At 65.0% G+C, this 16,385-nt stretch carries 14 protein-coding genes; 2 read left to right on the top strand and 12 right to left on the bottom strand.

Features of this window, described 5'->3' with window-relative positions; genetic code table 11:
- Positions 1 to 237 precede the first annotated feature (237 nt).
- Positions 238 to 1,731: an LCP family protein gene (locus tag Pcatena_RS07490; protein ID WP_126423054.1), complete on the top strand. Its 1,494-nt coding sequence runs from the start codon at positions 238 to 240 to the stop codon at positions 1,729 to 1,731.
- Positions 1,732 to 1,900: 169 nt separating this feature from the next.
- On the top strand, positions 1,901 to 3,040 hold the full coding sequence (locus Pcatena_RS07495; RefSeq protein WP_172596417.1) for an LCP family protein: 1,140 nt from the start codon (positions 1,901 to 1,903) through the stop codon (positions 3,038 to 3,040).
- A gap of 248 nt (positions 3,041 to 3,288) precedes the next feature.
- Here the strand turns inward: Pcatena_RS07495 and Pcatena_RS07500 are convergent, their stop codons facing one another.
- The 12 genes from Pcatena_RS07500 to Pcatena_RS07555 form a co-directional block, all read right to left on the bottom strand.
- A complete protein-coding gene (locus Pcatena_RS07500; RefSeq protein ID WP_126423058.1) occupies positions 3,289 to 3,660 on the bottom strand; it encodes a hypothetical protein in 372 nt (123 codons plus the stop codon).
- The gene (locus tag Pcatena_RS07505; protein WP_126423060.1) at positions 3,657 to 4,232 is read right to left on the bottom strand and encodes a hypothetical protein; all 576 of its coding nucleotides are present in this window, start codon (positions 4,230 to 4,232) and stop codon (positions 3,657 to 3,659) included. The genes Pcatena_RS07500 and Pcatena_RS07505 overlap by 4 nt, the downstream gene beginning before the upstream one ends.
- A gap of 351 nt (positions 4,233 to 4,583) precedes the next feature.
- Complete coding sequence (ychF, locus tag Pcatena_RS07510) at positions 4,584 to 5,660, bottom strand: redox-regulated ATPase YchF (protein ID WP_126423062.1); 1,077 nt, start codon at positions 5,658 to 5,660, stop codon at positions 4,584 to 4,586.
- A gap of 91 nt (positions 5,661 to 5,751) precedes the next feature.
- Positions 5,752 to 7,035: a 4Fe-4S binding protein gene (locus Pcatena_RS07515; RefSeq protein ID WP_126423064.1), complete on the bottom strand. Its 1,284-nt coding sequence runs from the start codon at positions 7,033 to 7,035 to the stop codon at positions 5,752 to 5,754.
- A 258-nt stretch (positions 7,036 to 7,293) separates the two neighbouring features.
- A complete protein-coding gene (gene groL, locus Pcatena_RS07520) occupies positions 7,294 to 8,934 on the bottom strand; it encodes a chaperonin GroEL (RefSeq protein WP_126423066.1) in 1,641 nt (546 codons plus the stop codon).
- Between the two features lie 92 nt (positions 8,935 to 9,026).
- Positions 9,027 to 9,317, bottom strand: coding sequence for a co-chaperone GroES (locus tag Pcatena_RS07525; RefSeq protein ID WP_073293269.1), 291 nt, complete (start codon positions 9,315 to 9,317; stop codon positions 9,027 to 9,029).
- Between the two features lie 278 nt (positions 9,318 to 9,595).
- Positions 9,596 to 11,602, bottom strand: coding sequence for an NAD(+) synthase (locus Pcatena_RS07530; RefSeq protein ID WP_126423068.1), 2,007 nt, complete (start codon positions 11,600 to 11,602; stop codon positions 9,596 to 9,598).
- Positions 11,603 to 11,680: 78 nt separating this feature from the next.
- The gene (locus tag Pcatena_RS07535) at positions 11,681 to 12,211 is read right to left on the bottom strand and encodes a hypothetical protein (RefSeq protein ID WP_126423070.1); all 531 of its coding nucleotides are present in this window, start codon (positions 12,209 to 12,211) and stop codon (positions 11,681 to 11,683) included.
- Positions 12,212 to 12,235: 24 nt separating this feature from the next.
- The gene (gene tsaD, locus Pcatena_RS07540) at positions 12,236 to 14,692 is read right to left on the bottom strand and encodes a tRNA (adenosine(37)-N6)-threonylcarbamoyltransferase complex transferase subunit TsaD (protein ID WP_126423072.1); all 2,457 of its coding nucleotides are present in this window, start codon (positions 14,690 to 14,692) and stop codon (positions 12,236 to 12,238) included.
- A gap of 112 nt (positions 14,693 to 14,804) precedes the next feature.
- On the bottom strand, positions 14,805 to 15,233 hold the full coding sequence (locus Pcatena_RS07545) for a DUF3783 domain-containing protein (RefSeq protein ID WP_126423074.1): 429 nt from the start codon (positions 15,231 to 15,233) through the stop codon (positions 14,805 to 14,807).
- 3 nt (positions 15,234 to 15,236) lie between these two features.
- The gene (locus tag Pcatena_RS07550; RefSeq protein ID WP_126423076.1) at positions 15,237 to 15,821 is read right to left on the bottom strand and encodes an NADH peroxidase; all 585 of its coding nucleotides are present in this window, start codon (positions 15,819 to 15,821) and stop codon (positions 15,237 to 15,239) included.
- A gap of 76 nt (positions 15,822 to 15,897) precedes the next feature.
- Entirely contained in the window at positions 15,898 to 16,293 is a 396-nt protein-coding gene (locus Pcatena_RS07555; protein ID WP_126423078.1) for a Fur family transcriptional regulator, read from the bottom strand.
- Between the last annotated feature and the right edge of the window lie 92 nt (positions 16,294 to 16,385).

Here is a 16,385-nt window from a genome sequence, read left to right on the forward strand (position 1 = left end):
GACCCCTCCAGATTGTGGTTGCTTGTCGCGACGGCTCCGCACCGCCGCTCTACAGTCTGCTCAATCATACGACATCGCATGTCGCGCGTGTGAACATGGCTTAGCTTTCCTGTGGACTTTCCGCAGGTTCGCGGCCATGCTAGTACCATTTGTTCGTTGAAGCGAGCATCGCGGCGTGGCGCGCATGGCCAAGGCCCACGCGTCGGCGCCGAGAACACGTACATACAAGGAGAATGCATGCCGAGATTCAAGGCCACCAAGCGGGACGAGGGCGACCGCCCCAGCTCGTCCGCCTATTCTCGCACCGATTCCGCCGAGCGCTACTCGGGCGCCCGCAAGAAGCGCGGCCGCAAGCGCGGGCTCAAGGTCTTCCTCATCACCCTCGTCGTCATCGCGGCCATCGGCTGCACCGCGGCCTTTGCCGTCATGATGCGCTTCTCGAACAGCTTTGGCATGGCGGCCGACTCCGCCCTTCACGGCACGCTCACCGAGGCCGCATCGGGCGACCCGTTCTACATGGTGCTCATCGGCGTCGACAAGGACCAGGCCCGCGTCGAGGGCAGCGAGTATGGCGCCAACGAGAGCGCCTATCGCACGGACACGATCCTACTCGCCCGCGTCGACCCCACCGAGAAGCAGGTGACGCTCGTCTCCATCCACCGAGACACGCTCATCGACTTTGGCTCCTACGGCAAGCAGAAGATCAATGCCGCCTACTCCATCGGCGCCGAGCGCCAGGAGGCCGGCGAACAGGGCGTGAGCGGCGCCTCCTACACCGTCGAGACCATCTCCAAGTTTGCCGGCGTGCCCATCGCCCACTATGCCGAGATTGACTTTGACCAGTTCATCTCCGTCGTTGACGCCATCGGCGGCATCGAGGTCAACGTCCCCGTAGACGTCTATGACCCCGAGTACACCGGCGCCGACATCAAGGCCGGCGAGCAAACCCTCAACGGCAACGACGCCCTGCAGCTGTGCCGCGCGCGCCACGCCTATGACAAGTACGGCGACGGCGACGTCTACCGCGCCGCCAACCAGCGTATGGTCATCGGCGCCATCCTCAAGAAGGTCCTCGCAAGCGACCCCATGACCATCGCCAGCACCGTCACCACCATGGCGGACAGCGTTCAGACCGATCTCTCCATTGGCGACATCGTGTCGCTGGCCACGCAGTTCCAGGGCTTCGACATGTCAACGAACATGTTCAGCGGCATGGAGCCCACCAACTCCAAGTACGTGAATGACACCTGGTACGAGATCTGCGACACCGCCAACTGGCGGAAGATGATGACCCGCGTGAACCAGGGCCTCTCCCCCTACGAGAGCGAGGATGAGGACATCACACGGGGCGTCGCGGGCGCCGGTACGGCCACCAAGGGCGCGGACGGCACCACGAGCGCCGCAGACTCCTCCTCTGATTCCTCGGCCGAGACGAGCGCGGAGACCGACTACTCCGGCACGGTGGAGGTGCTCAACGGTGCGGGCGTCGAGGGCCTGGCGGGACGCATCGCCGCCACGCTCGATAACCAGGGCTTTGACACCACCGCCGCCACGGCGGACAGCTACGACTACAGCAAGACGCGCATCATCTACGTGGGCGATGCCAACAAGGCCAAGGCCCAGGCCGTCGCCGACACGCTCGGCCTCTCCAACCTCGCGGCAGACGACGGCACCTACGCCGGCACGGCTGACGTCGTCGTAATCCTTGGATCGGACATGGCCAACAACTAGACGAAGCAGGCACAACATGGCACGCAGACGCGCCCACAGGACGATGACCCCAGCCGAGCAGCAAGCGACTGGCGCCTCGACCCGTGGGCGCTCCGCGTTCGATCGCCCACGCGAAGCCCGACCATATGGCGAATCGGCCGCCCAACCTCGGCCGCGCGTTGGCCAGCCCGTGCCGCAACAGGACGTCTACGACGCAGGCCGCTACCGCCGCATGCGGCAGGAGCGCGAGGACAACACCCCGTTGCGGCGTGCCCGCCACGAGATAGAAGAGCGGATACCCGCTCGCAGTGGATATGGCGAGCAGCTGAACGGCCACGCGCACAGGCGCCTCGACTTTGACGCCCACCGCGCGCTCAAGTACGCAAAGCGCACGCTCATCGGCGTGCTTGTCGCGCTCCTCGCGTTTTCCGTCCTCATCACCGTGAGGCTTGGGGGCGGCATCTCACTGGAGACGCGACTCTCGCTCACGCCGGCGCTGCCCGGCACGCCGTTCTACATGCTGCTCGTTGGCACCGACAAGTCAGCGGACCGCGTGGAGAACAACTCCACCGGCGGCGTCTACCGCACGGACTCCATCATCCTGGCGCGCGTGGACCCGCTCGCGGCCAAGCTCACGCTCGTCTCCATTCAGCGCGACACCCTCGTTGACCTGGGCGGAGACTATGGCCAGCAGAAGATCAACGCTGCCTACACGTACGGGGGCGCGCCGCTGCTCATCAAGACGGTGTCAAAGCTCGCAAACGTGCCCATCGCTCACTATGCCGAGATAGACTTCGACAGCTTTACCTCGGTCGTGGATGACCTGGGCGGCATCGACGTCAACGTGCCCATCGACATAGACGACGAGCTCGCGGGCGTGAGCCTCAAGGCGGGGCCCCAGACCATCAACGGCGCCCAGGCGCTGGGACTCTGCCGCGCGCGCCATGCCTACGACCAGTACGGCGCCGGCGACTACTACCGCACGGCAAACCAGCGCATGGTGCTGGGGGCCATTCTCAAGAAGGCACTCTCCGGCAACCCATTCATGCTGCTTGCAACCCTCAACGCGGCGAGTGCCAGCGTGAGCACGGACATCACGGGCATCGAGCTCATGATCCTGGGCGCCCGCTTCGTGGGATTCGACATGAGCAAGAGCCTCTACTCGGGCCTTGAGCCCACCAAGAGCGAGTACGTGGGCGGCACCTGGTATGAGAAGGTCGACGAGAGCGCCTGGCAGACGATGATGACCCGCGTCAGGCAGGGCCTGCCGCCCTACGAGGACTCGAGCCAAGACCCCACCGCCGGCGTCGCTGGGGTCGTGGGGCAATAAGGCGTCCGCGGCGAGCACCTCTCCCGCTCCCCCGCGCGCCGCCCGCCGTAAACTCCGCTCCTTGGGACGTTTTCCACCCGCAGCCAGCAAACTCCGCCTCCCGGGACGTTTTAAGCCGAAAATAGCCCCCATTCCATCCCCAAAAGCGGAGTTTGGTTCGGGAGTAATAATTTGGTTCGAGCCCAATACAACGAGCCCCGCAACCGGACCTAGCCATGGCCGGCTGCGGGGCTTTTCGCGAGACGCTTTCACTCGAGGTCGGAGCTGCGCGGCCTGGACTCCTCCAAGCCCATGAATTCGTATCCCCCGCTTGGCAGGATGGTTCTGAGATAACTGACTCTAAGATAATCCCCCACCTCTATAGAATCGAAAGGGCTTCTCTCATCATCCGACCCCATGTCGAGCCTTATCTCGCCAACAGACCCATCGCCAAAGCCTGTATCCAGGACAATGGTGTGATTGCTTGGGTTCTTCCCAATCACCTTTCCCGTCGCCTGGGCCATTGAGTCCTCATACCCACCGCTTGTTAAATCGCTCAAATAACACGGCCGTTCAAATGCAATGTAATACACCAAGAACAGCAGCAAGGGAATTCCGGTAATAACAAGGAAACGCCTCACATGAAGACTCCGTTCTTGTCCATAAAGCCCTGGAAGTCGTAGTTGATAAACGCTTCGTCACTCCACCCGTCGTGAACGACGATGCAATTGAGCGACGTTAATCCCCTGGTTATCCTTCCATACCCAGAAACAGCCATAGCATGGCCTGCTCTCTTCGGCGCAGAGGCAGTTCCCTCATTAATCGCAAGCATAACAACGCTTTGCCTCAGAGCATCAACCTGATTCTTGAATTTCTGCAAGCTGGGCGAGACCACGCGAACGGGAAGATTGCCTACGATCTGCTCATAAGGGCCGGGTTTGCCCTCGGCAAATGAAAATCTAGAAACAATACCGGGACAGCGCACATCGAACACGACATAGCCTAGTGGACAATCCGAATAGTCGGTCGCAGTGACTTCATAGCCTTGCAATTGTCCCGAAGAATCGAATAACGGGATAGGCTCGGAACAGACACATGAGGATAGACCACCGGCTCCCTCAAAAAATGCGCTAGCCATCTCAGCGGCGAGTTCTGGAGAGAGGTGTGAAATTATCATCCAGTTCCTCAGCGCCAGCAGGAACGGCACCACCAACAAAACTGCAAGCGGCCGAGCCAGCCACAAGCCTAATAAACGTTCTTCTGTCTATCGTCGCCTCCAGCCTCGAATTGTCCAGCAGAACCGATGACAACATGACAGAGAGAGGCGTTAATTCAGCACAGAACTAACGGATATTCGGTCGACAGCCGTTTTAACGCGCCGAGCATCCCTTGATTAATCGAAAGCCCCGCAACCGGGCCTAGCCATGGCCGGCTGCGGGGCATCTCGATTATCGGAGGGCGTAAAGATTTCGCCGTGAGACCCCGAAGAAGGGGCTGAGGGGGATTTGCGCAGCAAATCTGTCCCCGTCCGAGGGGCCTCACGGCGAAATCGTCAGGTTACACCCTACACGTTGAAGCGGAAGTGCATCACGTCGCCGTCTTCCACGACGTAGTCCTTGCCCTCCATCCGGAGCTTGCCAGCGGCCTTGCAGCCAGCCTCGCCACCAAGCGTCACGTAGTCGTCATAGCTCGCGACCTCGGCCTTGATGAAGCCGCGCTCAAAGTCAGAGTGGATGACGCCGGCCGCCTGCGGGGCCTTGGCGCCCACGGGAATCGTCCAGGCCTTGACCTCCATCTCGCCAGCCGTGAAGTAGCTCTGCAGGCCCAGCGTGCTGTAGGCCACGCGCGCGAGAACATCCAGGCCGCTCGCCTCGATGCCCAGGTCCTTGAGGTACTCGGCGGCCTCCTCGGCGTCGAGCTCGGAAAGCTCCGCCTCGATCTTGGCGCACACGGGGATGGGCTTGATGCCGTCGATGGGAGCGAGGTCCTCGCCCAAGGCGTCCTCGTCCACGTTGGCCACGTAGATGATGGGCTTGAGCGTGAGCAGGAACAGCTCGCGGGCGGCGGCGCGCTCGTCGTCAGTCATGTCCATGGTCGCGGCGCGGTTGCCTTCGTTCAGCCAGTCAACAAGGCGCTTGGCCACGGCAAGCTTGGGTGCGAGCTCCTTGTCGCGGCGCGCCTCCTTCTCGAGCTTGGGAATCTGCTTCTCAAGCGTCTGAATGTCGGCGAGGATGAGCTCGGTCATGATCGTGTCGGCGTCCCCGGCAGGGTCCACGAAGTCGGCCGTGCGACCAACCTCACGCATGACGTTGGGGTCGGAGAAGTAGCGGACGACCTCGCAGATGGCATCCGTCTCGCGGATGTTTGCCAGGAACTGGTTGCCCAGGCCCTCGCCCTCGGAGGCGCCCTTCACAAGGCCGGCGATGTCCACGAACTCCACCGTGGCAGGCACGATGCGGCCCGGATGCACGATGTCGGCGAGCTTCTGGAGACGGCTGTCTGGCACGTCGACAATGCCCACGTTGGGCTCAATCGTGGCAAAGGGGTAGTTGGCCGCGAGGCCGCCCTTCTTGGTGAGGGCCGTGAACAGGGTGGACTTGCCAACGTTGGGCAGGCCAACGATGCCGATGGAGAGTGACACGTTCGTTCCTTCCGTAGCTGCCGGGCGCGCCCGGCGTTGCCAGCCAGCAGGCCAGCCTATCTCGTGCCGGGGAGGACCCCGGCCTTGTTACCTAGTCTTCGTCGTCCCCGCCAAGGTTGAGGCTGTCGAGGAAGTCAAGGCCGCGCTTGAGCTGCTCCATGCCCTGCTTCTTGAGCTTCTCGACCTCGGCCTTCTGCTCTGCCTGACGCTTCTTACGCTCGATCTCCTCCTTGTCGGGGACCACGAGCTCAGAGGCATTGTAGGGCTCAAAGGCAAGCGCGTGCTCGCCGCAGGCCGCAAGGCAGGCACCGCACTCGTTGCAGTAGGCGGCCTCAACCTTGAAAATACCGTTATCAGAGAGCTCGCAGGCATGCACGGGGCAGGCGTTGACGCACTCGCCGCACATCGTGCACTTCTCGGAGTCACACACGGGACGCTGGGGGTGCAGGCGTACGGCGTACTTGGGGTGACGCTGCAGTGTCGTGAGCAGCAGCTGGCGACGCTGCGTGAGGACACGGCGCGCGCGGGCCGGTGCAGGGGCCGCGGCGCCCTCGAGCGAGCGCGTGAGAGCATTGATGCGGCGCGTGTTCTCGTCAAGCTTCTTGGTGATGGAGCGGGCGGCAGCCACGGCGGGGTTCACGGCGCTAAGCGCGTTCATCCCCTGCTTGCCAAGGCTGTTGATGAACTCCTTACGCTCAAAGTCGTGGTTCTTCGTGTGATCAAGGGCGCGCTCGTCCACCTCGACGCCCATACCCTTGGCCGCGAGTTCCTCCGCCGCACCGATGTGCTCGGCCAAGGCATCCTCGCCCGTGGTGTTGCGGCAGCGATCGCAGATGCCAAGCGGCAGGTAGACGCTCACGTTGGGGTAGTCCGCAAGAATGGCGTACCAGACCTCGGTGGGCACGCAGCCCACGCAGGGCAGCACGACCTCGTTGCCCTCAGGCATGCGTCCGAGCGAGCGCGTGCACGTGACGTAGGCGTGCTCGAACGCCGTGGCGGCGCGGACGATGCGGTCATAGAGCTTGCGCGGGGTGATCTGGAACGCCGTGAAGCTCTCAGACGGGCAAGCCGCCGAGCACAGGCCGCACTTGCGGCACGTATCGGCAATCTCGATGCCGCCCTCGGACATGTCGATGGCCTTCACCGGGCAGACGTCGCGGCAGAGCGTGCATGCACGCTCATTGCCAGACTTGCACGAGACGCACGAGTTGGCGCTCGCGCGCGGACGCTCCTTGTAGTCCGCCGGGTTCCAGGTCTTGACCTCCTCGGGGTTCGCGGAGAGGGCGTTCGCCACGTCCGAGACGGGATTGGACAGCGCCTGCCAGTCGTTCTTTATGTCGATGAACTCGTCGAGCAGGTCTCTGTTCTCGGCCATGGCTCTCTCCCCTCCCAGACGCCGCTCCCCAGCGGCATAACTTGTTAATCATACCGCGTTGGGCATCCGCACACCGCCGGCCGTCAGGCCGAATGGCCACGCCATGCGCACGCACCCGCCGGTCGAAGCCCTTGAGGAGCGGCAACAGCAGAGGCCCCGGGCCTTGCCGTAGCAAACATTCCGCAGCGCGCAAAGCGCGCGAGGACGTTTGCGAGGCAAGACCCGGGGCCTCGTCAGGTAGCTACCGCCTACTCAGGCTTAGTACATGCCGCCACCCTGGCCGCCCTGGGCAGCCGCGGCGGAGATGGCCTCCTCGATGGTGGTGTCCTTGGGCTCGTCGGTGACCGTGGCCTCGGTGATGAGGATCAGGCTGGCGACGGAGGCGGCGTTCTGCAGCGTCACGCGGGAGACCTTGACCGGGTCGAGCACGCCCATCTCAATCATGTCGCCCCACTCGCCGTTGGCGGAGTTGAGACCCTGGCCGGCGGGGAGGTTCTTGATCTTCTCGACGACGACGGAGCCCTCGAAGCCGGCGTTCTCGGCGATCTTCTTGACCGGGGCGGTCAGCGCCTTGCGGACGATCTCGACGCCGATCTTCTCCTCGTCCGTGGCTTCGACCTTGTCAAGCTCGGGCAGAGCCTCGAGGAACGCAACGCCACCGCCGGCAACGATGCCCTCCTCGACGGCCGCACGGGTGGCCTGCAGGGCGTCCTCGATGCGGTGCTTGATCTCCTTGAGCTCGACCTCGGTGGCAGCGCCGACCTTGATGACGGCCACGCCGCCGGAGAGCTTGGCGAGACGCTCCTGGAGCTTCTCGCGGTCAAAGTCGGAGTCGGTGTGCTCGAGCTCGCCCTTGATCTGGGCAACACGCTCGTCGATGGCAGCCTTGGAGCCGGCGCCGGAGACGATGGTGGTGTTGTCCTTGGTGATCTTGACAGCCTTGGCGCGGCCGAGCATCTCGGCGGTGGTGTCGGCGAGCTTGATGCCAAGCTCCTCCATGGCAACCTGGCCGCCGGTGAGGATGGCGATGTCCTCGAGCATGCGCTTGCGACGGTCACCGTAGCCGGGGGCCTTCACGGCGGCGATCTTCAGCGTGCCGCGGAGCTTGTTGAGGATGAGCGTGGCCAGGGCCTCGCCCTCGACATCCTCGGCGATGATGAGCAGCGAGGAGCCAGACTTCTGAACGGCCTCGAGCACCGGCAGGATGTCCTGGATGTTGGAGACCTTCTGGTCGGTCATGAGGATGTAGGGGTTCTCGAGCTCGGCGACCATGGCGGAGTTGTCGGTCGCGAAGTACGGGGAGATGTAGCCCTTGTCGAACTGCATGCCCTCGACCGTGTCGACGGAGATGCCAAAGTTGGTCTTGTCCTCGTCAACGGTGATGACGCCGTCCTTGCCCACGACCTCCATGGCGTCGGAGATCTTCTGGCCAACCTGCGGGTCGGAGGCGGAGATGGTGCCGACGGAGGCAATCTGCTCCTTGGTGTCGACCGTCTTGGCGGAGGCCTTCATGGAGTCGACAACGACGTTGACGGCCTTGTCGATGCCGCGGCGGATAGCCAGCGGGTCGGCGCCGGCGGCGACGTTGCGCAGGCCCTCGTTCACGATGACCTGGGCGAGCAGGGTCGCGGTGGTGGTGCCGTCACCCACGGTGTCGTTGGTCTTGGTGGCAACCTCCTTGACGAGCTGGGCGCCCATGTTCTCCACGTGGTCCTTCAGCTCGATCTCCTTGGCAACGGAGACGCCGTCGTTGGTGATGGTGGGGGCGCCGTAGGAGCGCTCGAGGGCAACGTAGCGACCCTTGGGGCCCATGGTGGCGGTCACGGCGTCGGCGAGGGTGTTGACGCCCTTGGCGAGCTTGGCACGGGCATCGGTGCCGAACATGATGTTCTTAGCCATTGGTGGCTTCCTTTCGAATCAGCGCCGCGCTTGGCCGAGTCTTGCTTTGCGCGGCAGACAATCACATGAAGGCGGGAGAGCTCCCGCAGGCATTAGCCCTCGATGACGGCGTAGATGTCGTCGGCGCGAAGCAGAAGGTAGTCCTCGCCGTCAACCTTGACCTCGTTGCCACCGAACTTGCCGTAGTAGACCTGGTCGCCAACCTTGACGTCCGGGACGATGCGCTCGCCCTTGTCGCTGACCTTGCCAGCGCCAACCGCGATGACCTCGCCGCGCTGCGGCTTCTCCTGGGCGCCACTGGAGATGTACAGACCGGTCGAGGTCTTCTCCTCCTTGGGGGCGGGCTTAACGAGAACGCGGTCTCCAAGCGGCTTCAGAGTCATATCCAAGAACCTCCTTCTTGAGCGCCAGCGGCAGGTTCGCCGCCGGTCGCGGGCGTGGCCATCCGCCACGCGCTAGTTACCAACGCTAGGAATAGTACCCAGCAGACCGCGATATAACAACGAAAAATGAAAAAACCTTCTGCGAACGCGCTTAGATTTTGTGAGCGCGGACAGCAGACAGGATATGAGCGCCCGCAAAACAAGCACGGTGGGGTGCGGCCGATGCGCATCAGCCGCACCCCACCGGGGATACCGCATGCCACAACTCGTCGCCGCCGCTACTCCAGCTCGTCGAGCTCGCGCTGCCAGAGCGTGCAGACAGCGTCGGACGGCATGCGTAGGTCGCCCCTGGGGCTCACCGCGACGCTGCCCACCTTGGGGCCGTCCGGCAGGCAGCTGCGCTTGAACTGCTGCGAGAAGAAGCGCCAGTAGAACTTGCGCAGCCACTTCATGATCGTCTCGGCATCGTAGGTGCCCACCGCGGCGTCGTCGGCGTCGGCGCCGCTCGCGTAGCGGCCGCCGAACGCCGCGAGCGCCAGGTGATAGACCTTCGCCGGGCCAAAGCCGCAGCGCAGAACGTTGTAGAGGAAGAAGTCGTGCAGCTCGTAGGGCCCCACGAGGTCCTCGGTCTTCTGGGAGATCTCGCCGTCCCCCGTGGCCGGCAGCAGCTCGGGGCTCACGGGCGTATCGAGCACATCGAGCAGCACGCCCGCGAGCGCAGCGTTGCCGTGGGTGCGCGCGTCGTCTGCCACGTAGCGCACGAGGTGGCGCACGAGCGTCTTGGGCACGCCGGCGTTGACGCCATACATGCTCATGTGATCGGCGTTGTAGGTGGCCCAGCCAAGCGCGAGCTCGGAGAGGTCGCCCGTGCCAACCACGAGGCCACCCTCGCGGTTAGCCACATCCATGAGGATCTGCGTGCGCTCGCGGGCCTGCGCGTTCTCGTAGGTCACGGAGTGGTCCGCCTCGTCATGGCCGATGTCGGCGAAGTGCTGGCGCACGGCCGCGGCAATGCCAATCTCGCGCAGCTCGCAGCCGAGCGCCTCGCTCATGGCGCGGGCGTTGTCATGCGTGCGGTCCGTGGTGCCAAAGCCCGGCATCGTGATGGCGAGGATGCCCGAGCGTTCCATGCCAAGAAGGTCAAAGGCGCGGGCGCACACGAGCAGCGCAAGCGTGGAGTCCAAGCCGCCGGAGACGCCGATGACGGCGCGGCGCGAGCGCGTGTGCGCCAGGCGCTTGGCCAGGCCGTGCGCCTGAATGGCAAAGATGGACTCACAGCGTTCCGCCCTGCGCGCCGGATCTGCCGGCACGAACGGGTGCGGGTCCACGAAGCGACCTGCCAGGGGCGTCTGCCGCACGCAGAGGGAGAACGGCGAGACCACGAAGCCGGCCGCCGCCGGGTCGACGTCGAACGTGGACATGCGCAGGCGATCGTGGGCGAGAAGCCCCAGGTCGATGACGGTGGTGACGCCCGTGGAGGCCGGCTTGTCACCCGCTTGCACGAGCGGCTCGTCCGCAAGTGGCGCGGCTTCCCCGAGCACGCGGCCATTCTCGGCCACGAGGCAGTGGCCACCGTAGACCACGTCCTGGGTGGACTCGCCCCAGCCGGCGCTCGCGTAGGCATAGGCGCACACGAGGCGGGCGCTCGTGGAGCTCACGAGGCCGCGACGGTAGTCCGCCTTGCCCACGAGCTCGTTTGAGGCCGAGAGGTTCACGACGAGCGTGGCACCGGCAAGGGCGGCAGCGGTGCTTGGCGGATTGGGGACCCAGAGGTCCTCGCAGATCTCTGCCGCCACGATAAGCCCGGGGACGGTATCGCACTCAAAGAGTTGGGACGAGCCGAACGGCACCTCGCCGTAGCCCGCGAACGACACGAGCGTCACGTCCTCGGGGCCGGCCGAGAAGCGCCTGCCCTCGTAGAACTCGCCATAGGTGGGGATGTTGCACTTGGGCACGAGGCCCAGCAGCTCACCGGCGCACAGCACCGCGGCGCAGTTGTAGAGCTTGGAGGCCACGCGCACGGGCACGCCCACGAACACGAGCGCGTCCACGTCTGCCGTGAGCTCGGCAAAGCGCGCAAGGCCCTCCTCGGCCGCGCGGAGCAGCGCATCCTGCCAGAAGAGGTCCTCGCAGGTATAGGAGGTGATGGCCAGCTCGGGCAGCACGATGACCTGGGCACCCGTGACAGACCGAACTGCCTCGGCACACGCCGCCACGTTGTACTCCACGTCAGCCACGCGAACCGCCGGCGTCAGCGCCGCAACCCTGATGAATCCATCCCTCATGTGTCCTCCTCGCCCGCGACAAGGCCGGCAACCGCGAGACAAAGGGACAGTCCCCTTGTCTCATTATCCTTGTCCAGCTCAAGCTCGAGCAATGATGTTCCTACCGATGCCGGTCAGGCGCTCGATCTGCCGAATCGTCAGGCCGGCGTTCTTGAGTTTCAAGATTAGCTCATTGCGTCTCGCACGGCTCAGAGCCTTGAGCTCGGAGGGGAGAAGCCCGTCAAGCTCGCGCACGGCCGTTTCGTGCGCCTCGGAATCAGAAAGGCGGGAGAACACCCCTCCAACACGACGATCGACAGCGGCCTTGCTGAAACGCTTGAACCCAGAGACGCCCCCGACCATGCTCAGCACCAGGTTCGTGTCGACACGAACCGATCCTGCGACATACTCGTGATAGCTACTCCACCAGTACTCTTCCGCCTTGCAGATCCCCGCCTTCGCCGGGTTCTCGTGTATGTAGCGGACGAGCTGGAGAAGGTATTCGTCGCTCTCCACGGGGCAGCTCTTGAATCGCTGCTGGAAGACGTGCCCGACATGTCCCGTTCGCTTGTTATAGCTCTGGGCATAGCCTGACAGCAGCGTAATCGGAAGAGAAAGAAAATGAGACAAGGGGACTGTCCCCTTGTCTCATTGCTAGCGCTCCCAGTGGGGTGGGACGGGCGCGGCCGGGGAGGACCAGGTGCCAAGCGCGGCGTTCGGGTCGGCGTCGAGGGTGAGCGGGGCAAAGTCGCCGGCCAGGTAGCTGCGCAGCGCCGGGATGCCGATCATCGCGGCATTGTCGCCGCAGGCGGCCAGGGGCGGCACCGTCACGCGGACGCCCATGCGGCCAAAGCGGCGCCGGTACGCCTCGCGCAGCGCCGGGTTGGCAGAGACGCCCCCGCCGATGCACACGTCGCTCACGCCCGTCTGCTCCACGGCCGTCACGGCCTTTGCCACCTGCACGTCCACCACGGCGGCCTCGAAGCTCGCCGCGAGGTCGGGCAGGTTGATGGGCCTGCCTGCGCGGTTCTCGTTGTTGATGTAGGTGATGACGCTCGTCTTGAGACCGCTCAGGCTGAAGCTGTAGTCGCCGCTGTGCATCATCGCGCGCGGGAAGTGGATGGCCTTGCGGTTGCCCTTCTCTGCAAGCTTGCTGATGACCGGGCCGCCGGGATATCCCAGCCCCAGCGCCTTGGCAACCTTGTCGAACGCCTCGCCCACCGCGTCATCGATCGTGGCGCCAAGGACCTCGTAGTCTCCCCAGGCGCGCACGTGCACGAGCATCGTGTTGCCGCCGGAGACGAGGCTCGCCACGAACGGCGGCTTGAGGTCGGGGGTCTCGAAGAGGTTCGCCATGAGGTGGCCCTCGAGGTGGTGCACGGCGATGAGCGGCAGGCCGGTGGCGGCGCACAGGCCCTTGGAGAAGGCCACGCCCACCACAAGCGCGCCGACGAGCCCCGGACCCGCGGTGACGCCCACGGCGGCAAGATCGTCAGGAGCCAACGTGTCCACGCCAAAGTGGGCGCCAGCCTGGGCAAGCGTCTCCTCGAGCACACCCACGATCGCCTCGGTGTGCTTGCGCGAGGCAATCTCGGGCACCACGCCGCCAAAGCGCGCGTGGAAGTCGATCTGGGTGGCCACGACGCTCGCGCAGACCACGCCATGTGAGTCCGTCACGGCCATGGCCGTCTCGTCGCAGCTGCTCTCCACCGAGAGGATCAGCGGGCCGGCCGCGGCAATGCGCTCGCGGGCCTCGTCGCCGCGCGGTGCGGGCACGATGGGCCAGGGGCGGATGGACGTGCGTGGCGCCGGGTCACGGTCCGCGTCGGGAGCGAGGTCTGCAAGCGGCAGACCGGCGCGCATGATGCGCGCGTCATGACCCTGGCCGTAATAGTTGGGCCGCACGCCCACCTCGGCAAAGCCCAGGCGCTCATAGAGATGCTCGGCAGGCTCGTTGCCCACCTCGACCTCGAGAATGGCACACGTGGCGCCAAGCATCTGGGCGTCATAGGCCACGCGCGTGAGCAGCCTGCCGGCTATACCCTCGTGACGGCGCCCCGCGGCAACGGCCACGTCGGAGACCTGCAGCTCGTCGGCAACCACCGTGCCGCCCGCGAAGCCTATGATCGCCCCGCGGTCATGAGCGACCCACCACAGGTGGCCGCGCTGGGCCACGTCGTCATTGAACGCCTGCTCGCTCCAGGGCGCGTGGCTCGCGCCCGAAAACGCGCTCGCCTCAAGCTCGGCCACGGCGCGGACGTCGTTGACCGTCATGGGACGCAGTTGGCAGTGGATGCCGGCAAGCGCGTCGTCCACGCCGGTGACGGCGGCAGACAACGGCTCCTTGAGGCCCAGCCTGGTGCGCTCGTTCTCCTCGGCATCGGAGAGGCGCGTGTAGATGGGCAGCACGAGGGCAGGATCGCCCGAGTCAACGGGGCTGTCCGAGATGCCCCGGAGCACGCCAGAAGCGGCGGCGGCACGAAGCAGGCCCTCGCCCGAGGGATGCCAGGCATCCTCGTCAGCGAAGCGCGAGAAGCCAGCGGCCTCAAACTGGGCGCGGTACTTCCTGAGGCCATCGCCCGCAAGCGCAATCTCCCCGGCGTCGTCGCGCGCGGCCCAAGCCTCGATGGCATCGGGCGCCTTCACGACGGTCTCGACCTCAAACAGGCGCACGGGGCCGTCCTCGCCCACCTCGTAGAGGGCCGGGTAGACCTCGCGGCGCATGGCGTCTCCCACAACGCCCACGAGCCCGCGCACGCCGTGGGCCCACACGCCCCAGGCAACGGCGTCGAGCGTGGACACGCCGTAGAGCGCGCGGCCCAAGCCGCACGCGAGTCCCTTTGCCGTGGCGATGCCGATGCGCACGCCCGTGAACGAGCCGGGGCCGCGCCCCACGAGCACCGCGTCCACGTCCGTCATCGCAAGGCCGGCGCGGCCCAGGACGTCCAGGCACGTGGTCACGAGCTCCTCGTTGGCATGACGGCGACACAGGTGGTCGCCGCTCGCCAGCAGCTCGACGCCCTCCTCGCCCAGACGCCCGACGGCGCAGGCAAGCATGTCCGTCGACGTGTCGACGGCAAGGACGATCTTTTCGGCAGTGGCTTCGCTCATGGGTTGGGGCCTTTCATGTGGTGCGAGTAACCCATTTAGTTTAGCCGTCCGCCCCAAGGGGGAACAGGGCCACGCGAGCACCTCATACGCCGCAGGCTCGCGAGCGGGGAGGCTACGCCCCGCCCATGGCCGCGTGCTCGGCGGCAACGGCCTCGATGAGCCTGCCGAGTGGCCAGTTGCGATTGGCCGAGGTGAGCAGGGCCTTCGCCCCCACGACGCACCCCGCTTCCCGACTCCGCGCGAGAAACTCGTCCACCTGGGCATTCGTGAAGCCGCAGAGCAGCGCGAACTCACAGTCGGGCGCGACGACGCCACCAGGCGCAGGCGGCGCCACATGCCCATGCCCGCCCGCTACGACGCCGGCGGGAAGCCCCAGCTGCTCGACTCGCGCCGTCCTGGCACGCACGTCCATCTCGCGCAGCACGGTCCGCACGGCCGCTCCGCGCTCGGAAGAGGGGTCAAGCCCCCAGAGCACCGCAGCCGCGGACCTTGAGGGCTTGACCTTCTTGCCAGGCTTCTTCTTGGAAGTCTTTGCGCTCATGACTTAGAACAGGCGGTCGAGGAAGCCCTTGAGGGCCTTGCCGTGACGGGCCTCGTCGCGAGCCATCTCGTGGACGGTGTCGTGGATGGCGTCGAGACCGTTCTTCTTGGCGCAGGCGGCAAGCTCGGTCTTGCCCTGCGTGGCGCCAAACTCGCAGTCGACGCGCCAGGCCAGATTCTCCTTCGTGGAGGCCTTCATGTTGGGCTCAAGCTCGGAACCGAGAAGCTCGGCAAACTTGGAGGCGTGCTCGGCCTCCTCGTAGGCGGCCTTCTCCCAGTACAGGCCAACCTCGGGATAGCCCTCGCGGTGGGCGATGCGCGCCATGCACAGGTACATGCCGACCTCGGAGCACTCGCCATTGAAGTTGGCCTTCAGCTGCTCGAGGATGTAGGCCTTGTCCTCGTCGGAGACGTTGGGGTTGTCCTTGACCGTCTTGTCATAGACGCCGTACTCGTGCTCGGCGGCGAGCTCAAGCTCACCCTCGACCTTCTCGAAAGCGCTGGCCGGAGCGTGGCAGACCGGGCACTCCGCGGGCGGCTCGGCGCCCTCGTAGATGTAACCGCAGACCTTGCAGACCCACTTATCCATAACGGACCTCCTTGATTTGGAGACGGGCTCCCCGGCCCATCTCGTTCTCCAACCGACGCCACTTGGCGTCGGGTCGTTACTGGGCTTCCCTTGCCCTCTGGCAAGCTGGGCAGATGCCGTCGAACTGCAGCGTGTAGCCGGTGATGAGGTAGTCGCTGACCTCAGAGGCCCGCTTCTCCACGTCATCGGCCACGGGCATGGGCACGTCGTCCACCTTTCCACACTCCGTGCAATGCACGTGGTAGTGCGCAAACGTCTGGTGGTCGAAGTGGTCCGCACCGTTGTTGATGCGCACGCGCAGCGCCTCGCCATCGTCCGCCAGCCTTCCCAGCGTGCGGAAGACCGTGGCCTTGCTGATGGTGGGATGCTTCTCGTGAATGGAGGCATACACCTCGTCGGCGGTCGGGTGGTTGGCCATGGAGCAGAGCTCTTGCTTGATGAGCTCGCGCTGGATGGTCTGCCTGGACGCCATGTCATTCACTCCTTCTTGGCACTCCCTTGCTTGCTGATAAGGAATATACCCTTATTGAGAATAATTCGCAATAGCAAATTTATATTATTTAG

It is taken from the genome of Parolsenella catena, assembly GCF_003966955.1.
In the GTDB taxonomy this organism is placed as follows: domain Bacteria; phylum Actinomycetota; class Coriobacteriia; order Coriobacteriales; family Atopobiaceae; genus Parolsenella; species Parolsenella catena.